General features: G+C 55.8%; 17 protein-coding genes. 5 read left to right on the forward strand and 12 right to left on the reverse strand.

Annotation, left to right across the window (positions count from 1 at the left end; all coding sequences use genetic code 11):
- Positions 1-36 precede the first annotated feature (36 nt).
- The 3 genes from FAES_RS28830 (at position 37) to FAES_RS02815 (ending at position 2,756) form a co-directional block, all read left to right on the forward strand.
- The gene (locus FAES_RS28830) at positions 37-744 is read left to right on the forward strand and encodes a porin family protein (protein WP_015329676.1); all 708 of its coding nucleotides are present in this window, start codon (positions 37-39) and stop codon (positions 742-744) included.
- Between the two features lie 157 nt (positions 745-901).
- Positions 902-1,594, forward strand: coding sequence for a porin family protein (locus FAES_RS02810; RefSeq protein ID WP_015329677.1), 693 nt, complete (start codon positions 902-904; stop codon positions 1,592-1,594).
- A 151-nt stretch (positions 1,595-1,745) separates the two neighbouring features.
- On the forward strand, positions 1,746-2,756 hold the full coding sequence (locus FAES_RS02815; RefSeq protein ID WP_015329678.1) for an aspartate-semialdehyde dehydrogenase: 1,011 nt from the start codon (positions 1,746-1,748) through the stop codon (positions 2,754-2,756).
- Positions 2,757-2,863: 107 nt separating this feature from the next.
- On the opposite strand, the gene FAES_RS02820 is transcribed toward FAES_RS02815, so the two are convergent.
- The 6 genes from FAES_RS02820 to FAES_RS02845 form a co-directional block, all read right to left on the reverse strand.
- Positions 2,864-3,052, reverse strand: a complete 189-nt coding sequence (locus FAES_RS02820; protein ID WP_015329679.1) for a hypothetical protein — start codon at positions 3,050-3,052, stop codon at positions 2,864-2,866.
- Positions 3,053-3,100: 48 nt separating this feature from the next.
- Positions 3,101-3,547 carry a cold-shock protein gene (locus FAES_RS02825; protein WP_015329680.1) on the reverse strand — a complete coding sequence of 149 codons (447 nt, stop codon included), beginning with the start codon at positions 3,545-3,547 and terminating at the stop codon, positions 3,101-3,103.
- A 150-nt stretch (positions 3,548-3,697) separates the two neighbouring features.
- Positions 3,698-5,854, reverse strand: coding sequence for a sensor histidine kinase (locus tag FAES_RS02830; protein WP_015329681.1), 2,157 nt, complete (start codon positions 5,852-5,854; stop codon positions 3,698-3,700).
- Between the two features lie 96 nt (positions 5,855-5,950).
- Positions 5,951-6,703, reverse strand: coding sequence for a succinate dehydrogenase/fumarate reductase iron-sulfur subunit (locus tag FAES_RS02835; protein ID WP_041257427.1), 753 nt, complete (start codon positions 6,701-6,703; stop codon positions 5,951-5,953).
- 97 nt (positions 6,704-6,800) lie between these two features.
- Positions 6,801-8,738: a fumarate reductase/succinate dehydrogenase flavoprotein subunit gene (locus tag FAES_RS02840; protein WP_015329683.1), complete on the reverse strand. Its 1,938-nt coding sequence runs from the start codon at positions 8,736-8,738 to the stop codon at positions 6,801-6,803.
- A 25-nt stretch (positions 8,739-8,763) separates the two neighbouring features.
- The gene (locus FAES_RS02845; RefSeq protein WP_015329684.1) at positions 8,764-9,462 is read right to left on the reverse strand and encodes a succinate dehydrogenase cytochrome b subunit; all 699 of its coding nucleotides are present in this window, start codon (positions 9,460-9,462) and stop codon (positions 8,764-8,766) included.
- Between the two features lie 365 nt (positions 9,463-9,827).
- Here FAES_RS02845 and FAES_RS02850 point away from each other — a divergent pair, with 365 nt between their 5' ends.
- Positions 9,828-11,840, forward strand: coding sequence for an SUMF1/EgtB/PvdO family nonheme iron enzyme (locus FAES_RS02850; RefSeq protein WP_015329685.1), 2,013 nt, complete (start codon positions 9,828-9,830; stop codon positions 11,838-11,840).
- A 237-nt stretch (positions 11,841-12,077) separates the two neighbouring features.
- Entirely contained in the window at positions 12,078-12,761 is a 684-nt protein-coding gene (locus FAES_RS02855; RefSeq protein WP_041257429.1) for a hypothetical protein, read from the forward strand.
- A 120-nt stretch (positions 12,762-12,881) separates the two neighbouring features.
- Here FAES_RS02855 and FAES_RS02860 read toward each other — a convergent pair whose 3' ends face one another.
- From FAES_RS02860 to FAES_RS02885, 6 genes are all read right to left on the reverse strand, one after another.
- Positions 12,882-13,808, reverse strand: coding sequence for a DUF72 domain-containing protein (locus FAES_RS02860; RefSeq protein WP_015329687.1), 927 nt, complete (start codon positions 13,806-13,808; stop codon positions 12,882-12,884).
- Positions 13,809-13,888: 80 nt separating this feature from the next.
- Positions 13,889-14,149 carry a hypothetical protein gene (locus FAES_RS02865; protein WP_015329688.1) on the reverse strand — a complete coding sequence of 87 codons (261 nt, stop codon included), beginning with the start codon at positions 14,147-14,149 and terminating at the stop codon, positions 13,889-13,891.
- Positions 14,150-14,290: 141 nt separating this feature from the next.
- Complete coding sequence (locus FAES_RS02870; RefSeq protein ID WP_015329689.1) at positions 14,291-14,470, reverse strand: hypothetical protein; 180 nt, start codon at positions 14,468-14,470, stop codon at positions 14,291-14,293.
- A 312-nt stretch (positions 14,471-14,782) separates the two neighbouring features.
- The gene (locus FAES_RS02875) at positions 14,783-17,218 is read right to left on the reverse strand and encodes a 3-hydroxyacyl-CoA dehydrogenase/enoyl-CoA hydratase family protein (RefSeq protein WP_015329690.1); all 2,436 of its coding nucleotides are present in this window, start codon (positions 17,216-17,218) and stop codon (positions 14,783-14,785) included.
- A 109-nt stretch (positions 17,219-17,327) separates the two neighbouring features.
- Entirely contained in the window at positions 17,328-17,912 is a 585-nt protein-coding gene (locus tag FAES_RS02880; protein ID WP_015329691.1) for a hypothetical protein, read from the reverse strand.
- Positions 17,913-17,921: 9 nt separating this feature from the next.
- Positions 17,922-18,392: a MarR family winged helix-turn-helix transcriptional regulator gene (locus FAES_RS02885; protein ID WP_015329692.1), complete on the reverse strand. Its 471-nt coding sequence runs from the start codon at positions 18,390-18,392 to the stop codon at positions 17,922-17,924.
- Positions 18,393-18,499 lie beyond the last annotated feature (107 nt).

Raw genomic sequence — 18,499 nt, forward strand, 5'->3', positions numbered from 1 at the left:
TAGTTTGCATTCTTGTTTTATTAGTAATGCAACTACATGCGGAAAATTTACCTCTTTACAACCATTGGTTTAGTGAGCGCCATCAGCAGTTTTGGACAAGTGTTGTTTGGTATTCAGGGAAGTGGTCAGTCGACCAACATTGCCGTAACAGCTCCCGTGGGTGGGCAGCAAATCGTATCGGATCTGTCGGCGTATCTCAAACCCAAGTATGGTTTCCGGGCGGGCCTGATGGCCGACATTCCCATCACCGATAACCTCTCGCTACGGCCTCAACTGCTCTACTCGGCAAAAGGCACGACACTGGATTTAAGCAGCCTGCTGGGTGGGCTTGGGAGTGTCGACAAAAGTGTATTTCAGGCGCCGATCAGCTACAACTTCATCGAACTGCCCATCCAGGCGATGTATGGGCTCGATGCGGGGCCGGGTCGCGTGGTACTGGGCGCGGGTCCCTACGTGGGTTACCTACTCAACGCCAACGTGACGTTCTCGGGCGATACGCAGGATGTGGATCTGGCCGGTACCAAACGGCTCGACCTGGGGGCGCAGGCGTCGATCGGCTACGAACTACCCATGGGTATCACGGCGTCGGTGTATTACGCACACGGTTTTACCAATCTGTCGTCCGATCAGGGCGTTTCGTCGTCGGGCGGGGCTACGCCATCGCTGAGTATCAATGGGGCTGGCACGGCCAATACCCGCGCTTTCGGCCTTACGATAGGTTTCTTCTTCGGTGCCGGTAATTAGGTAGCCGTTTTAGTTTATAAGGAACATACGTAAGACCGTATGACGCCATCAGGTTACGTAGAGCTGTTTCTATTCACGCAGACAAGCCTTACCAAACTGATGGATGCCCTATTCAGGGCTAGTTCGTTTATAAGCTACCCTTTACTCAACCTTCTGTATGCGTAAATTCATCTATTCAATGATCAGCTGTCTGCTGACGACCACCGCCTTGTTCGGTCAAGTTCGGTTCGGATTACAGGGCAGCGGTCAGCTCGCCACTATCGCCGAAAAGGCACCTCAGGGGCAGGGGTTGCCTAATTCGACTGACTATACCAAGCAGCGATTCGGGTTTCGGGCGGGAGTCATGGCCGATATACCCGTGTCGGAGCAGTTTTCGATCCGTCCACAATTGCTTTATTCGGTTAAAGGCACCAAGGTTAACCTGGGTGACTTGCTTGGTGGCGTTCCTACAGGCGTTGATCCCAATAAACTGGAATTGACGCTCAACTACAATTTTCTGGAGCTACCCGTTCTGGTAATGTACGGGCTCGATGCGGGTCCCGGCCGGGTTGTGCTGGGTGCTGGTCCGTATGCTGCGTATTTGTTAAAGACTAGCTCCACTTTCGATGGGAAGACCCTGAACGATGATCTGGCAGACGAAAAACGGCTCGACTATGGCCTTGCTGCTTCGGCTGGCTATGAACTGCCGATGGGCGTTACCCTCTCTGCCTACTATTCGCTGGGTCTGGCCAACTTGGCCGCTGGTTCAGCAACCAATATTCCCGGAACAGGTTCGGTCGCAAATACAGGTAGTGCCTACCACCGAGCTTTCGGCCTCACACTCGGCTATTTCTTTGGCTCCGGTAAATAGATTGAAACGGCTCGCCTCTTAATAACGTACCCGGCTTTTTTCAAAAGGCTGGGTACGTTGTTTTTGTAGCAAGGTGTTGAAATGAAAGTGTAATTCGTAAAAAAAGGCCGTACTTTTGCGGTCAATTTTTCAATAAAACCGAATAATTTCTATGAAAATCGCAGTCGTTGGGGCCACAGGCTTAGTCGGTGGCGAGATGTTGAAGGTGCTGGAGGAGCGGAGTTTCCCCGTTACCGAGTTGATACCCGTAGCCTCTGAACGGTCGGTGGGTAAACAGGTAATGTTTAAGGGTAAACCCGTGACGGTGGTCAGCTACGACGAAGCCATTGCCCGAAAACCCGCGATTGCCATTTTCTCGGCGGGCGGTAGTACGTCGCTCGAATTGGCCCCGCGTTTTGCTGAGGCAGGCATCACGGTAATCGACAACTCGTCGGCTTGGCGCATGGATCCCAGCAAGAAACTGGTAGTGCCCGAAGTAAACGCCGATACGCTCACTGCCGCCGACAAGATCATTGCTAACCCGAACTGCTCGACGATTCAGATGGTGGTGGTGCTGAAGCCGTTGCACGAAAAGTACGGCATCAAGCGCGTCGTTGTTTCGACGTACCAATCAGTTACGGGTACGGGCAAAGCGGCTGTCGATCAGTTGTTTGCCGAGCGAAACGGCGACGAATCGGTGGCCAAGGTATACCCGCACCCCATCGACCTGAACGTGCTGCCCCACATCGACGTATTCCTCGATAACGGCTATACGAAAGAGGAAATGAAGATGGTGAAGGAAACTTGCAAGATCATGGGCGACGACTCGATCCGGGTGACGGCCACAACGGTGCGCATCCCGACGATCGGTGGCCACTCGGAAGCCGTCAACATCGAGTTTGAGCGCGATTTCGATCTGGCCGAGGTAACCCGCCTCTTGAGCGAAGCTGAAGGCGTAGTGGTGCAGGACGATCCGGCCAATAAGATCTACCCCATGCCGCTGACGGCACATGGCAAAGACGAGGTATTTGTGGGCCGTATCCGCCGCGACGAAAGCCAGCCCAACACGCTGAACCTCTGGATTGTAGCTGATAACCTGCGCAAGGGAGCCGCTACCAACGCCGTGCAAATCGCCGAATACCTGATGAAGCACGATCTGGTGGAAAGCGAAGTTGGCGTATAAACAGCCGGGTTTTTACGGCAACCGCATATAAACAAAAAAGCCAATTGGGTCGATCCAATTGGCTTTTTTGTGCGGTCAGGTGCAGGCTAAAGAGGCGCTGGGCCGACTTAGTTGCCTCGTTTGCGTTTGAGGGCGGTGCGGCTGGCGACCTCGGCCTGGAATTTGATCTTCAGTTTCCGGTCGAGTTCTTTGTCGCGAGGTACGTAGATGCTGGTTTTTCCATCCGAAAACTTCAGCTGCCAATACACATTATCGGTAGTCGGCGGGATGGACGTATAAACAGGCTTGTCGCTCATAATTGGCAAACGTGAAGGATGATAAACTCTGACGTAGGGACACCTTGTCTACGCGGCTACTTTCTTAACGCCGATAGCACTGGCACCCTTGGGCGTCATGGTTATCTCAAACGTCACTTTATCTTTTTCGGTGATGGCATCCACCAGCCCGTTCATGTGCACAAAAATGCTCTCCTGGCTCTTAAGGTCGCGGATGAAGCCATACCCTTTTGAGGCATTGAAGAACGTAACCACACCCTGGCGGATCGGGTCTTCTGCCTCGCGGTCTTCCTGCCGCTGCACCCCGATCTGGATGTCTTCCTGGTTGATGTCGCGTCGGCGTTTGGGGTCAGGTGGTGTCGAAGTAATGTTGCCATTCTCGTCCACATAGACCATCATCTCTTCCAGGCTAAGGCCTTTCTTCGCGGTTGCTTTGCGCTCCTCGCGTTTCTCTTCTTTGTCTTTGCGTTTTTTCTGACGTAATTTCTCTTTCTCTTTTTTGCTGAAAGTCTCCATTTACCGGGGGGAAAAGCGGGTTGGCCCCGCTGATGAATGATATCCGCTTAGCAAGCACCGGTCGACAGAAAACAGAGTTGGTGTCGCGACTTTCACTAATCTGATATATAGATAACTGGATATGAGTAAAATAAGTTGAGCTTGGGAAAACTAATTACCGGTGACACTAGTTTTAGTCGGCAATTCGATCATAAACGTCGTTCCGGCGCCTTCTTCCGACTCCACGCGCAACGTACCGGCGTGGCCTTTGCTGATAATATCGTAGCTCAGACTGAGCCCTAAGCCAGTGCCCTGCCCAGTGGGTTTCGTGGTGAAAAAAGGCTGAAAGATTTTTTCCCGAACCGCCGCCGGAATCCCCATCCCGTTGTCGCTGACCCGGATACTGACCCGGTTGGCCGACTGCTCAGTTTTCACCGAAACGGTTGGCTCGTAGCCCACCTGATCCTGCCTTGCGCGCTCCTGAACGGCGTAAAACGCATTGTTGAACAGGTTAAGCAGCACCCGCCCGATGTCTTGACCGACCACGGAAAGCGGCGGCAACGCAGGGTCGAACTCCGTAACGAGTTTCGCGTTGAACGATTTGTCTTTCGCGCGAAGACCATGGTAACTCAGCCGCAGGTACTCATCGGCCAGCGCGTTGAGGTCGGTCGGTTGCCGCTCGCCACTGCTGCTGCGGCTGTGTTCGAGCATGCCGCGCACAATGTTTGACGCCCGTTTGCCGTGATGCCCAATTTTTTCCAGATTCTGCGTCAGGTCGGTGAGGAGTTCGGCTTCGAGGGCTTCATCGCGGTTGGACCGGGTACGTTCATCGCCCAGTTCCTGCGCCAGCTCAAGGCTGACTTCGGCGAAGTTGTTGACGAAGTTGAGCGGGTTCTGAATTTCGTGGGCGATGCCGGCCGTCAATTCGCCGAGCGAGGCCATTTTTTCGCGCTGCACCAATTGTTGCTGCGTCGTTCGTAGCTCGTCCAGCGACTGGCTGAGCGCCTGGGTACGTTCGGCAACCTGTTGTTCGAGTAGCACCTTTTGTCGGGTCAATATCTCTTCCTTCTCGGCCGACAGCTGCTTCACTTCGGCCAGATGCTGTGTCAATTGCTGATTGGTCTGGGCGTTTTCGCGGGCCAGAAGCAATGCAAGGGTAAGCGGGGCCGTCATAAAGAAAATATTGTCGATCAGTTGATTGATCGTGTTGGCATTACTGGCCACCCAGGCACCCAATAAAACGTTGATTACCAACTGGCTGGTTAGGATCGTGATGAGTATCGCCAGGCTCCCCATTACGATCCAGCCATCCGCAATTTTCCGCTTGATAGCCCTGATACTCAGTACCATGCCCAGTGTCAGTAGGATAGCGATCCCCCAGGGGAAAATGTAGGCAGTCAGGTCAAGGGGTGTGTAGGACGAGATAAAGACGTTGGTCAGCATCACGCCAGCCGTCAGCCAGAACAACCAGTGGGGGCGCTGATGTAAATGCAGGTAATAGGTGAGCAGGAGGGACGAGAAGTAGAGCGTAAGCATCAACGCGCTGAACAGCGTTGCCCATTCGGCCCACACAGAATCCGTAGAATAGCGGGTAAGGTTGGCCATGACGAACCACAATACCCCAAAAAACATAGACAGGCTGAAAATCAGATTAATGCGCTTCCGACGGTAGATATAGTACAGGAGGTGAATGGTAGCCAGCGCCAGAAAAAAGCCCAGGAGCCAGTAATTATTGACCGCGTCCCAGTGGGTACGTCTGGTGACGCGCCACGTCAGGCCGTCGGTGGGGACAAGCCGCACACTAAAAACGGACCCTACCCGGTCGAGCCGACTCGGCATGTACCAGGCTAGCGGTTTACGAGCCAAGCGCAGCGCCAGCGTGTGGAGGCCGGCCGATAGGTTGGGCAACTGAACGTATTCGCCCTGCGGCGAAAGGTGTTTCTGACGGATTTTCCCCTGCCCGTCGATCTGCCCAAAGCGGTGAATCAGCCGTCCGTCGACATACACGTCAGCGGCCCAACGTTCGAACACCCGCAACGACAGCGCCCTCGCCGCTACGGACGAATCGACCTGTAGGCGCAGCCGTGCCCAGCCAATGCCTTTCTGTTTGTACTCGGTTAGCTGCGCAACCGTCGGGTAAACGGGAATGGTATCCCAACGGCGAGCGTCGAAATTCGGATCGGCCCAGGCCGGGTTATCACCTGCCTGCCAGCGCCAGTACGTATCGAGGAGCTGCCCCTCATCGGGTAAGCGATTGATGCGGAAACTTTGCGCGCACGTAGCCGTATACAGCAGACAACCGAAAAAGAACAGCAGGGCCGATTTCATGACCCCTAATGTAAGGAGTTCGCAACGTACCTGACGACAAAAAGCCCCCGCCGTTTCCGGCAGAGGCTTTGCTCAAGGGACATCCAGGTACGTATATTAAACGACCTCCGAGGTGACCTTCGCGCCCAGGTACTCGCGGTTGAGGCGGGCGATATGGTCAAGCGAAATCGATTTGGGGCATTCGACTGAGCAGGCACCCGTAAACGAGCAGGCACCGAAGCCTTCGGCGTCCATCTGGGCGACCATTTTCTCGGCGCGTTGGCTGGCTTCGGCTTTGCCTTGTGGCAACACGGCCAGGTGCGACACTTTAGCCGCCACAAACAACATTGCCGAGGCATTTTTGCAGGCTGCCACGCAGGCACCGCAACCGATGCACTGCGCCGCATCCATAGCTTCGTCGGCAATGGGTCGCGGAATAAGCGTTTCGTTGGCGTCGCGGGCCGAGCCCGTGTTTACCGAAATGTAGCCACCTGCCTGAACAACGCGATCAAACGCCGCCCGATCGACCATCAGGTCTTTAATAACCGGGAACGCGCGTGCCCGCCAGGGTTCTACCACGATGGTGTCGCCATCGGAGAAGCTCCGCATGTGCAACTGGCAGGTTGTGGCGCCGGTTTGGGGCCCATGCGCCCGGCCGTTGATATACATCGAACACATGCCACAGATACCTTCCCGGCAGTCGTGATCGAAAGCGATGATTTCCTCGCCCTTCTTGGTCAGTTCGCCGTTCAACACGTCGAACATTTCCAGAAATGACATATCGGGCGAGATATTATCTAAGCTATACTCAACCAGTTTGCCCGCCGCATTCTGGTTGCGCTGTCTCCAGACTTTAAGATTGATTTTCATAAATGAAATGTCATTTGCAGACATCGGCTGCGCGTCATTTATGGTTATCTATCGCTTTTATACGAATGACCATGAATGACGCGCGGCCGATGACCTTTTATTTATAGCTCCGCTGTGTCAGTTTCACGTTTTCGAAGGCAAGCTCTTCTTTGTGAAGCACTTCGGGCTGATTGTCGCCTCTGTATTCCCAGGCCGCCACGTAGGCAAAGTTGGCATCGTCGCGCAGGGCTTCGCCATCTTCGGTCTGGTGTTCTTCGCGGAAGTGACCGCCGCACGACTCCTCCCGATTCAACGCATCGTCGACCATCAGTTCACCCAACTCGAGGAAATCGGCTACGCGACCGGCGTGTTCGAGCGACTGGTTCATCTCTTCGTTTTCGCCCATCACACGCACGTTTTGCCAGAAGTCGGCCCGCAGCTCCTGAATCATCTTCTTGGCTTTGGTCAACCCTTCGGCACTCCGCGACATCCCGCAGTATTCCCACATAATATGACCCAACGCCTTGTGGTACTCATCGACGGTCTTGCTGCCTTTGATGCTCAGGAACCGGTCGATCTGATGCTTCACGCTTTGCTCGGCTTCTTTGAAAGCAGGAGCCTCCACGGGAAGCTTATCGGCGGGACCGATGGTGGCCAGGTAATCACCGAGGGTGTAGGGGATTACGAAGTACCCGTCGGCCAGGCCTTGCATGAGGGCTGATGCCCCCAGGCGGTTGGCACCGTGGTCCGAGAAGTTGGCTTCGCCCAGCGCATACAGGCCAGGTACGTTGGTCATTAGGTTGTAGTCGACCCAGAGGCCCCCCATCGTGTAGTGCACGGCGGGGTAGATCATCATCGGCGTCTCATACGGGTTGTCGTCGACGATCTTCTCATACATCTCGAACAGGTTACCGTATTTAGCTTCGATGGTTTTACGACCGTCGCGTTTGATGGCATCGGCAAAGTCGAGGTACACGGCCAGACCGGTCGCCGCTACACCGCGCCCTTCGTCGCACACGTATTTGGCATTCCGCGACGCCACGTCGCGCGGCACGAGGTTACCGAACGAGGGGTACCGGCGCTCCAGGAAGTAGTCGCGGTCTTCTTCTTTCAGGTCGGTGGGTTTCAATTGGCCCTTCCGAATCTTTTCAGCGTCTTCCTGCCGTTTTGGTACCCACACGCGACCATCGTTCCGCAGCGATTCCGACATCAGCGTCAGCTTCGACTGGTAATCGCCTTTAACCGGGATACAGGTCGGGTGAATCTGCGTGTAGCAAGGGTTGGCCATCAGGGCGCCCCGCTTGTGTGCCCGCCACGCCGCCGTCACGTTGGAATTCATGGCGTTGGTCGACAGGTAAAATACGTTACCGTAGCCACCTGAGCACAACAGCACGGCATGCGCCGAGTGCGACTCGATTTTGCCCGTCACGAGGTTCCGCGTGATGATGCCGCGGGCCTTGCCGCCTTCCACCACCACGTCGAGCATCTCGGTGCGGGGGAACATCTTCACTTTACCGCTGGCAATCTGGCGGCTCAGGGCCGAATAGGCACCCAACAGCAGCTGCTGACCGGTTTGGCCACGTGCATAGAAGGTGCGGCTTACCTGCGCCCCACCGAACGACCGGTTAGCAAGCAGTCCGCCGTATTCACGGGCAAAGGGCACTCCCTGCGCCACGCACTGGTCGATGATGTTGACACTCACCTCGGCGAGGCGGTACACGTTGCCTTCGCGGGCCCGGTAGTCGCCTCCTTTGATGGTGTCGTAGAACAGACGGAAGATACTATCGCCGTCGTTCTGATAGTTTTTTGCCGCGTTGATACCCCCCTGCGCCGCAATGCTGTGCGCCCGGCGGGGGCTATCCTGGAAACAGAACGCTTTTACGTTGTAGCCCAATTCGGCCAGCGACGCGGCGGCCGAAGCTCCGGCCAAGCCCGTTCCAACGACAATGACTTCGTATTTACGCTTGTTGGCCGGGTTCACCAGCTTCAGGCTAAACTTGTGCCGCGACCATTTTTCGGCCAGCGGTCCCTCCGGAATTTTTGACTCTAAGTTCATAGACGCTCGTTGTTAGGAAAGCTAATTATCCGATGACACCTACGTGTTTCAGGTAAAAATAAACCGGCATGGCTGCGAACAGAGCCGGGATCAATATAGCAAACACATACACCCCCAGGAACTCAATGAGGGGCGTATACTTCTTGTGGCGGAGGCCCAGGGTCTGGAAACCGCTCTTGAAGCCATGAACAAGGTGGTAGCCCAGGGCGCCCATCGAAATCACATACAGGAGCACGTACCACCAATTAGAGAATGCTTCGACCACGATTTTGTAGAGGTCTTTGTATTCTTTGCCATCGTATTCGGCAACCGGAATGGGGCCGAAGTGCATGGTGTACCAGAAGGTCCGCATGTGGATCACGATGAAGATCAGCAGGATGGTTCCCAAGATACCCATGTTGCGCGACGACCAGGGGCTGTTGGCTTCGGGCCGCTGGTAGGCGTATTTCACTGGGCGGGAGGCCTGATTGTGGCGCGTCAGGATGAGGGCCATCAGGGCGTGAACGATAATGGACGTGTATAGCAGGTAAGACACGGTCATGATTAGCGGATTGTGCGTCATGAAGTAGCTATACTCGTTGAACGCCCGCCCTTCATCGCCTTTAAACAATTGCAGATTGCCCGCTACGTGAACGATCAGGAATGTGCAGAGAAACAAGCCGGTCAGTGCCATTATCACTTTCCGGCCCAGCGAACTGGCTAACGTTTGGGTTACCCAAGACATAGGTTATTGTGACAGATATACAGTTGAAAAACACCAGACTACGCCCTTACGTGCCCGCCACTTTACGGGACCGTCAAGACCGCGCAAAAGTACAGGCCAACCGCTACGCAAACAAGGTAAAACCCCGTTTTTCGGCCCGCTGCTTACCCAGCTTAGTTACCACTCGATCAACGTAGTGTGCAAAAAATTTGTTTAATGTTTGCGAATAAAACCTAAACAAATGGCGGCTGGGTACGTTCGGCGCGTGGTTAGCTAAGGCTTAGCGAAGCAAACGAAGCGATTAGACTGGGGGCAATAGCGGGTTGGTGTGTAGCTTGCTTTATCGGCTTGTCTAAGTCGAATTAACAGGCCAACTACTCATCCGCATGATTACCCGAGCATTGCTACTCGTACTTTTAGCCGTAAACTACCCCGCGCCGATCTGTCTGGCGCAGACAACCAACTCGCTGGGCATGCCGCTCGTGCCGATTCCGGCGGGGTCGTTTTACAGGGGGGCGGAGCGAAAAGGGAAGGATATCGACGAAAGCCCCGTGCACCGGGTAACCCTCGCCAATGGCTTCCTGATGGGAGCTACTGAAGTAACCAACGCGCAGTACGAAGCCTTCAACCCCACGCACCGGCAACTCCGCGGTAAACAGGGGTTTTCAACCGGCGACAACGAAGCCGTGGTGTTTGTGAGCTATCCCGAAGCCGTCTCGTTCTGTGCCTGGCTGTCGCAGAAGGAAGGGAAGCCATACCGCCTCCCCACCGAAGCCGAATGGGAATATGCCTGCCGGGCGGGTAGTATCAGTGATTTCTCGATGGGTAACGTGCTGCCCGCCGCTTACCACAAAAGCCAGACAACCAACCGCGACGCCCAGACGGTGTCGCTGGAAGTGGGGAAAACGCCCGCTAACCCATGGAGGCTCTTCGACATGCACGGCAACGTGGAAGAATGGTGTCTCGACTGGTATGGTCCCTATGCGTCTGGTCCCCAGCGCGACCCGGTTGGGCGGGCCACGGGCCTGTATCGGGTTACACGCGGCGGTAGCCACGGTACGCCGGTTCAGTTTCTGCGGTCGGCTAACCGGCTTGGCATGATTCCCGCCGACAAAAGCTGGCTGGTTGGTTTTCGGGTGGTGCAGGCACCTATGCCTGCGTCTGCTCCGCTGCCGGTTATGGCGCCCCCGCCTTATCCCCGCGCCATTTCGCAACAGAAAGCCAACTGGCCCCGCCTCGATGCAACAAAGCCCATTTTTCACGAACCGCTGCGCTACGTGCTTGAGCCCGACTGTGGGCGGAAGGTGCCGTTCTACAGCCATAACCATCAACCGGCGGTCACCTGGTGCTCCAACGGCGATCTGCTGGCAATCTGGTTTTCGACCGATGAAGAAAGTGGCCGCGAGATGACCGTACTGTCGAGCCGGTTTCGGGCCGGGCAGTGGGACGAACCTTCGGAGTTTTTTAAGGTGCCCGATCGGAACATGACCGGCGCCTCGTTGTTGCACGACGGCAACGGAACTATCTACCACATGAACGGCGTGGAAACCGACGGCGACTGGCAGGATCTGGCGATGGTGCTGCGAACCAGCCGCGACAACGGCGCTACCTGGACTGCCCCGGCCCTGGTAGCCCCCGAGCATACTAAACGCCATCAGGTCATTGCGGGTATGATCCAGACCCGGGAAGGCTGGCTGGTGCAACCCGCCGACGCCGATCCGGGGCCAACGGGTGGTACGGCGATTCACGTCAGCAAGGACAAGGGACGTACCTGGACCAACCCGTATGTGGGCGAGCAAACCCCCAGCTTCCGGGCGGGCGAGACGGGCGGGCTCATTGCCGGTATCCATGCCGGGGTCGTGCAATTGAAAAACGGCGACCTGCTTGCCTTTGGTCGAAAGAACGACATTCCCGCCCCCGACAGCTCGGGCCTGCGGATGCCGATGAGCCTGTCGCACGATGGGGGCAAGACCTGGACCTACGCGCCCTCGCCGTTTCCGCCGGTCTGGAGCGGGCAGCGGCTGGTGGTATCGCGGCTCAACGAAGGGCCGCTGTTGCTGGTATCGTTCACGCACCACCCCGACGACCGCAACCCGGCGGGCATGACGTTCAGAGCCGTCGATGGTACAAGCTACAAAGGCTACGGTATGTACGCTGCACTGTCGTTTGATGAGGGTAAAACCTGGCCGGTGGTCAAACTCGTCACCGACGGTCGGGAGCGCTACCTGAACGGCGGCGCCTGGACGGGGGCGTTCGAGATGAACAAGACCCATGCCGAGCCTAAGGGCTACTTGGCCATGACCCAAACCCCCGACAACGTTATTCACGTGCTGAGCAGTAGCCTCCATTATCGGTTCAATCTGGCCTGGTTAAACGCACTGCCTGCTCCGGTGAAATAAGTGCGCCGATGGGCGTTTACAACGTACCCAGACAGGCCCCATAAGCTGGGTACGTTGCCTTCTCTACCAGGCGCCGGCCAAAGGCTCAGATCCGCCTTATTTTTCTGACTATCAGCTGGGTTGCGGGCTTGCAAATGTGCGGCGGGTGGGTTAACTTTACTCTACAGTTTAAGCCTACTAACAACACTAATGAATGCCGGAACGCCTCGTGGGCGACACTCCGGCTTTTTCGCGCTTATGGCACGCACCAAATATCATCCGAGTCAACTTCAGATTGATTTTCTGGCCGCTTTCCGCCAGATGCTGGTTAGTCTGGGTACGCCCGAAAACCTGCCCCAAAACGAGGCTCTTTTCGTGCGTATGACCGATCAGTGGGAGAGCACCCGCGTGATTCCGGCTGATCTGCTGTTTCAGAAAAGCCCCGTGGAAGCGGTCGTCTACCGGCTTAAGAAACAAGATGACCGCCTGGTCTTCCCGGCCGACATGATCGCGGGTGAACTGCGCGGCACACCGGGCCTGACGGGCTTCTCGGCTAAGTTTCGGGAACAAGGCTGGATTATCCTGCCCGCCGAGCTATCCGGCATGTACAAAAACCTGTTCCTGACGATTCTGACGGCGTCTGTTGGGCTGGAACACCTGTACGCTAACCGCCGCGAGCTGTTGGCCGAAGCCGAGCGCGTAGGGCTGGCGTCGCTATTGCCCGAAGCCGAGATGAAGAAATTCTTCGGTATCAAGCTGTCGCGTTTCCCTGACTCGTTCCGTAGCGAGGTCGCCAACTATTTCAACCTGCCGTTCGATTATGTGCTGAAGCGGGCACAGCATATGGGCGCCGTTTCTGACGAAGCGGTCGAAGAAGCCAATAACCCGCGCGCCATCCGGCCGGGTACGTTGCGCAAGGCCGTTAGTTCGCGGGCTGCTTAAGTCATCCTCGGTTTACGAATCAAAAGCCCCGTTTGGGGCTTTTTTTATAGCCTGTCAGGTACGTTGTATCCGTGTTTGTAACGCCGCTGTAACCGGTGTTGCCAATCAACGAAGACGTGTTTAAAACAGACTTCCCTGTACGACCTGCGGCTGCAACACTGGCTCCTGTAGATTCAGACTGCACTGTTCGTTAAGTTGGCGGACCCAGTACCGAATCAGTTCGGGCGCTGTGTCGTTGTCGCCACCGCCGTGGATGAACAGATAGGCTGTTTGCAGCCCTTTATCAAACCATTTCTTGAGCCGCTCGATCCAGGCATCGCTACGGCTGTAGTCGGTTCGGTGGCCCTCGTTGGCAATGAATCGTAACGTCAGCACGGGACTGCTCAGCCCCATGTGCAGCACGTCGCGCCGACCGGCTACATCGGTGATCACGGTGTGTCGGTGCAAGGCGTGAAGCCGTTCCAGCGTCTGCGTCCAGATAGCGGGCTTAAACCAGTCGGGATGGCGGAATTCAACGGCCACGTCGAGGTCGTCGGGCAGCATCCGCAGGTAGCGTTCGAGCGTCAGCCATTTGTCGGGGCCGAAAACGGGCGGCAGTTGTAGAAACGACATGCCCAGAAATTCTTCCAAACCAAAAATAGCGTTGATAAACTCGTCGGTGAGCGATTCGGCTCCCTGCAACAGGCGTTCGTGGCTGATGATCTGCGGAAACTTGGGGCAATAGACAAACGGTCGGCCACTACCAGCGGCTTCGGTTTTCCACTTGTCGATCATGGCGGTCGTGGGAATCTGGTAGTGCGTCAGATTCAGTTCAATGGTGTTGAACTGCCGCACATAGTGGTGCAGGAAATCTTTCTCCTTGGCCGTGCTCGGGTACACTTTACCCACGTAGTCTTTGTTGGCCCAAACCGGCCCGCCGATAAACACTTCGGGGCGGGCGTTGGGCGTTACGTTGGCCCATACCCGCGCGTTGAAGGCGTGGCCGGGCGGCAGCGACAGCGCGACGCTATCGAGGGTGGCGGGATTAGCAACTTTTCCGAAATCCATGATGAAGTGATAGCCAAACGACTGGTGCAGCTATAAGCAAAAAGAAGCGGGCTTTGTTTCGTTACGATCGGTTCGGTGTACTACCTGTATCCTTTCTGCCATTTCGCCCACGCGTCGTCAGGCTTTTCCACGTACTGCTCAATGTAGCCGCACTCGCCGCAAACCGCTGCCAGGCTTGGGTACGTAGCTCTATCGGTCAGTTGGACCCACGCGCCGGGTTCTTTAGGCGACGTCAGGTATAGGCCCGGTTGCGCGTAGATTTCGTGGATGTGGTTGTTGAACCGCACCGGAAACATAATCTTCTCCGACTGACAACGGGCGCAGGTACGTGGTGGGGTCATGGCAATTTCTTGGGTATCTATTAATGCTTCCTCGAGTGGTCGGAACGTCAGCCAACGATCGAATATACTAACGTCCTGCTTTATCGCTATGGCCAAACAGCCTCCTTGATTGCAAACCGATGCAGAGGTGCCAACCAGATACTAGTTTTTCTTCAGTTTGTGTCGAAAAAGCAGAAAGAGCACCAGAAACGTCAGTTCACCGATCAGCGCCCATGCCTGTGATTCGATTTTCCAATGGAAAGGCACCCATTGGCCACTCAAATAAGCGACGAACAGATAACTAACCAGTAAACTAATAGCGACAAGCCCAAGTGTTCTCATAGACGTGTGTTATACGGTTCGACCCTTGCCACGTTGTCGTCCTTGCCATCCCATCAGTCAACAGGCAATCGTCAGCATACCAGGATTGACACTATGAAGCTATACCGGTATGGATGGCTTTCTGTTTGGCAGATAGCGAGTTTTTGACTTGAAGCGCTGACGGCCAAGGTGTAAATGGCATGAATAAGGCTTGTTTTTGTGCAAAACGATAAGTTCGCTACTGACTTACAAAAAAGGCCGTCTCCAAGTAGGAAACGGCCTTTTCGGTCAAACCTATAAGGTCTTCAAGACCTTATAGGTTTGTTGCTTTTCTTAATTTCGCAGGGGTTTGCCGCCTTGCAGCAGGCTTTGGATGCGTTCCAGGGTCTTCTTCTCGCCGGTGAGCGATAGGAAGGCTTCGCGCTCCAGATCGAGGAGGTATTTCTCCGACACCAGTTGCGGGCTGCTGAGGTCGCCACCGCAGATCACATAGGCTAATTTGTTGGCAATCTTCTCGTCGTGCTCCGAGATGAAGCGCCCCATCTTCATGGCCGTCACACCCGCCCGGAATAAGGCAATACCCGTCTTACCCTGCACCTTAATGTCGGTGCGTTGCTTGGGTTGCGTATACCCGTTTTCGGCGAGCTCGATGGCGACCTGCTTGGCCTCGGCAATCTGGCGGCTCCGGTTCAGCACGATCTGCGCCGACGGAAGCAGGTAGTTCATCTCGCGGGCCTCCTGTGCCGACGTCGACACTTTCGCCGTGGCGATGTTCATGAAGGCCGATTGCAGGATGTTCAGTTCGGGGTCGCCGGTCTGGTACAGGTCCGAGCAACGCGCAGCCATTTCTTTGGTGCCGCCCCCGGCCGGGATCAGCCCCACACCGACCTCCACAAGACCCATGTATGTTTCTGAGTGTGCCACGACGCGGTCGCAGTGGAGGTTGAGTTCGCAGCCGCCACCCAGCGCCAGGGAGTGCGGTGCGCCCACCACCGGAATCGCCGAATAGCGCGCCCGCATCATGGCCTGCTGGAAACCGGCAATCATCAGGTTGATTTCGTCGTATTCCTGCTCCAGGGCAAACATGAACAGCGTGGCCAGGTTGGCACCCGCCGAGAAGGCCTCCGACGACTCATTGCCGATGACCAAGCCCCGGAAATCCTTTTCGGCCAGCGAAATGGCTTTGTTGAGTCCCTCGATCACCTCCGCCCCAAACGTATTCATCTTCGAGCGGAATTCGAGGTTGATGATGCCGTCGCCGAGATCGTAAATGGCTGAACCCGCGTTTTTCCAGATAACGTTATCGCTCAGGCTTTCCAGAATGATAAACGACTCGGTGCCGGGGATGGTCTTGTACGCCTTCGACGGGATGTCGTAGTACTGTTTTTTACCTCCTTCGGTCTTGTAGAAACTCGTAGCGCCGCTGGCGACCATGTCGTACACCCACTGCGCGGGCTTCCGGTCGAGTTTCTCCATCATGTCGATACCGGCCTGCGCGCCAATGGCATCCCACGTCTCGAACAGGCCCATCTGCCAGCCAAAGCCCGCTTTGATGGCCTCGTCGATCTTGTACAGTTCGTCGGCGACTTCGGGGATGCGGTTGGTGGCATACTGGAAGCCGTCGGCAAACGTGCGGCGGTAAAACTCACCCGCTTTATCGGTACCGGCCAGCAGAATCGGGAAACGTTTCCGCAGGCTTTCGACCGCCTTGGTGCTGTCGAGCGTCGCGAATTTTACCTTCTGCGACGGCTCATACTCAAACGTTTTGAGGTTCAGGGCCAGAATGACCGACTTCCCCTTTTCGTCTTTGACTTTCTTATAAAAACCCTGCCCCGTTTTGTCGCCGAGCCACTTGTTGTCGCTCAGTTTCTGCATGGTCGAGGGCAGTTCAAACGCCTTGTGCGACTCGTCGTACTCGAGCTTCACCAGGTTGCTCGCCACGTTGACGGTCGTGTCCAGCCCCACCACATCCGACAGCCGGAACGTACCTGACTTGGGCCGCCCCACCACCGGCCCGGTCAGCTTATCGACTTCTTCCACGCTCAGGCCCATCTCTTCGGACACCCGGATCGTCTGGATCAGCGAGTGAATGCCCAATCGGTTGGCAATGAAGCCCGGCGTGTCTTTGGCCAGCACGGTGGTTTTGCCCAGATACAGATCGCCGTAGCTCATCAGAAAATCGATGATGGCGGGGTCGGTCTCGGGGCCGGGGATGATTTCGAGCAGGCGTAGGTAGCGCGGTGGGTTAAAGAAGTGCGTACCGCAGAAATGCCGCCTGAAATCGTCGGACCGGCCTTCCACCAGCAAATGCATCGGAATGCCCGACGTGTTGGACGTAATCAACGTACCTGGCTTGCGGAACTGCTCCACCCGCTCGTACAGGGAGCGCTTGATGTCGAGCCGTTCCACCACCACCTCGATCACCCAGTCGTAGGTAGCGATGTCTTTGAGGTTATCGTCGAAGTTGCCGAGCTTGACCCGATCGGCGAATTTGGGCGTGTAGAGCGAGGCTGGCGTGGCCTTAAGCATCGTTTGCCAGGCGTCGTTGACGGGCCGGTTGCGTACGGCGGGGCTGTCGGTGGTGAGGCCTTTGGCGGCTTCGGCGGCGTTGGGTTCACGCGGGACGATGTCGAGCAGCAGTACGTCGACGCCAATGTTGGCGAAGTGCGCGGCAATGCGTGAGCCCATAATGCCAGAACCCAGCACAGCTACGCGCCGGATATTGCGGTTTTTCGTCTGGGTTTGTGGTTTTGCAAGTGTTGCTTCCATAAGATTAAAGGGGGATGGGACGCGGATGACGCTGATGAACCGGATCTACACGGATTTTCGATTTGGCTAGGTGTCAAAAAAGAATCCGAATCAATCCGTTCCATCGGCGTCATCCGCGTTCCATCAGTTTACTAAGTTCATCAACGTCGCCAAGGTCTTTGGCCCGACCAGTAGCGCGCTTTTCGGTGATTAAATCGTTTAGATGAATGACGCGAAAGGGTACATCGTCAAACGTAGCCGGGCGGGCACGAGCGAAGCAGGCATCAAAGTCCGAGTCGGCAAATGCTTTCAGTGCATGACCCATGTCGAGTGTGAAGCCCTGTTTACCGACTGCGACGGTTGTCCAGCCAAAAAGGAGCGGTACATGCTGAAGAAGCTCCGCGCCAACCACGTCGTTTTCCGTCAACGCGTTGATTAGCTTCGCTTTGTTGGTTTCGCCAACCCGGATCCAGAGGGCTAGGTCTTCCGTTGCCCGAACGTACCCGTGAACGATGTTTGCCATCCCACCAACCAGTAAATACTGAACGCCATACTTGTTCAGACTGCGGAATAGCTGCTGTACATCGTCCTGCGAAATGTCCATTGGTTTTGGCGGATTAGTTGGGTTGCTCCGGTAAAACACGCTCGCGACCCGCATCAGTCCGACGAAGCGGTCAAGTAAAGGCTGAGCGCGGATGGGCAAAACCGGTTGCATAGGCGGGCGTTACACGACGTCTTCCACCGGGGCGTTGGTGGCTTTGAGTTTGTTGTTTTCCTCTTCGACCAGCAGGTTGATCTCTTTGATGACATCGAAAAAGACGACGAGCTTATCGAGGGGAATTTTTTCGCGGATCATTTTATTGAATTCGATGACGCCTTCGCGGGCCATTTCGCGCTTGGCGCGCCCTTCGTCGGTGAGGTAGATACGCACAAAGCGCTTATCGGCCTCGTCGGTTTCGCGCCGGATGAGCCCGCGCTCTTCCAGGCCCTTCAGCATCCGGACCAGGCTACGCGGCTCCATGCCCAGCAAGGGGCCAATTTTGGTCGCTGGTGTGCCCTGTTCCGTGTCAATGTTAAGCAGCACGTAGCCCGTTGCCATCGTCAGGCCGAAGCTACCGGCATGGGCGTTGTACATGCGGGAGATCGCATGCCAGGCCCATTTTATATGGAAATCAACGGTTTTCTCTTTCTTCATCTGGTGTCGGTTCACGTACCGATAGCGACGCTGTTCGTTTCGCCGCTGCCACCGTAACCTTCACAAAACTACAATTTTTTCAGAAATAGTATGCATGCATACGGTTT

The sequence above is a fragment of the Fibrella aestuarina BUZ 2 genome (assembly GCF_000331105.1).
Classification (GTDB): Bacteria; Bacteroidota; Bacteroidia; order Cytophagales; family Spirosomataceae; genus Fibrella; species Fibrella aestuarina.

Bases quoted from the DNA above. Each gene is read 5' to 3' on its own strand.
- FAES_RS28830 (WP_015329676.1), top strand. From the start codon at position 37: ATGCGGAAAATTTACCTCTTTACAACCATTGGTTTAGTGAGCGCCATC.
- FAES_RS02810 (WP_015329677.1), top strand. From the start codon at position 902: ATGCGTAAATTCATCTATTCAATGATCAGCTGTCTGCTGACGACCACC.
- FAES_RS02815 (WP_015329678.1), top strand. From the start codon at position 1,746: ATGAAAATCGCAGTCGTTGGGGCCACAGGCTTAGTCGGTGGCGAGATG.
- FAES_RS02820 (WP_015329679.1), bottom strand. From the start codon at position 3,052: ATGAGCGACAAGCCTGTTTATACGTCCATCCCGCCGACTACCGATAAT.
- FAES_RS02825 (WP_015329680.1), bottom strand. From the start codon at position 3,547: ATGGAGACTTTCAGCAAAAAAGAGAAAGAGAAATTACGTCAGAAAAAA.
- FAES_RS02830 (WP_015329681.1), bottom strand. From the start codon at position 5,854: ATGAAATCGGCCCTGCTGTTCTTTTTCGGTTGTCTGCTGTATACGGCT.
- FAES_RS02835 (WP_041257427.1), bottom strand. From the start codon at position 6,703: ATGAAAATCAATCTTAAAGTCTGGAGACAGCGCAACCAGAATGCGGCG.
- FAES_RS02840 (WP_015329683.1), bottom strand. From the start codon at position 8,738: ATGAACTTAGAGTCAAAAATTCCGGAGGGACCGCTGGCCGAAAAATGG.
- FAES_RS02845 (WP_015329684.1), bottom strand. From the start codon at position 9,462: ATGTCTTGGGTAACCCAAACGTTAGCCAGTTCGCTGGGCCGGAAAGTG.
- FAES_RS02850 (WP_015329685.1), top strand. From the start codon at position 9,828: ATGATTACCCGAGCATTGCTACTCGTACTTTTAGCCGTAAACTACCCC.
- FAES_RS02855 (WP_041257429.1), top strand. From the start codon at position 12,078: ATGGCACGCACCAAATATCATCCGAGTCAACTTCAGATTGATTTTCTG.
- FAES_RS02860 (WP_015329687.1), bottom strand. From the start codon at position 13,808: ATGGATTTCGGAAAAGTTGCTAATCCCGCCACCCTCGATAGCGTCGCG.
- FAES_RS02865 (WP_015329688.1), bottom strand. From the start codon at position 14,149: ATGACCCCACCACGTACCTGCGCCCGTTGTCAGTCGGAGAAGATTATG.
- FAES_RS02870 (WP_015329689.1), bottom strand. From the start codon at position 14,470: ATGAGAACACTTGGGCTTGTCGCTATTAGTTTACTGGTTAGTTATCTG.
- FAES_RS02875 (WP_015329690.1), bottom strand. From the start codon at position 17,218: ATGGAAGCAACACTTGCAAAACCACAAACCCAGACGAAAAACCGCAAT.
- FAES_RS02880 (WP_015329691.1), bottom strand. From the start codon at position 17,912: ATGCAACCGGTTTTGCCCATCCGCGCTCAGCCTTTACTTGACCGCTTC.
- FAES_RS02885 (WP_015329692.1), bottom strand. From the start codon at position 18,392: ATGAAGAAAGAGAAAACCGTTGATTTCCATATAAAATGGGCCTGGCAT.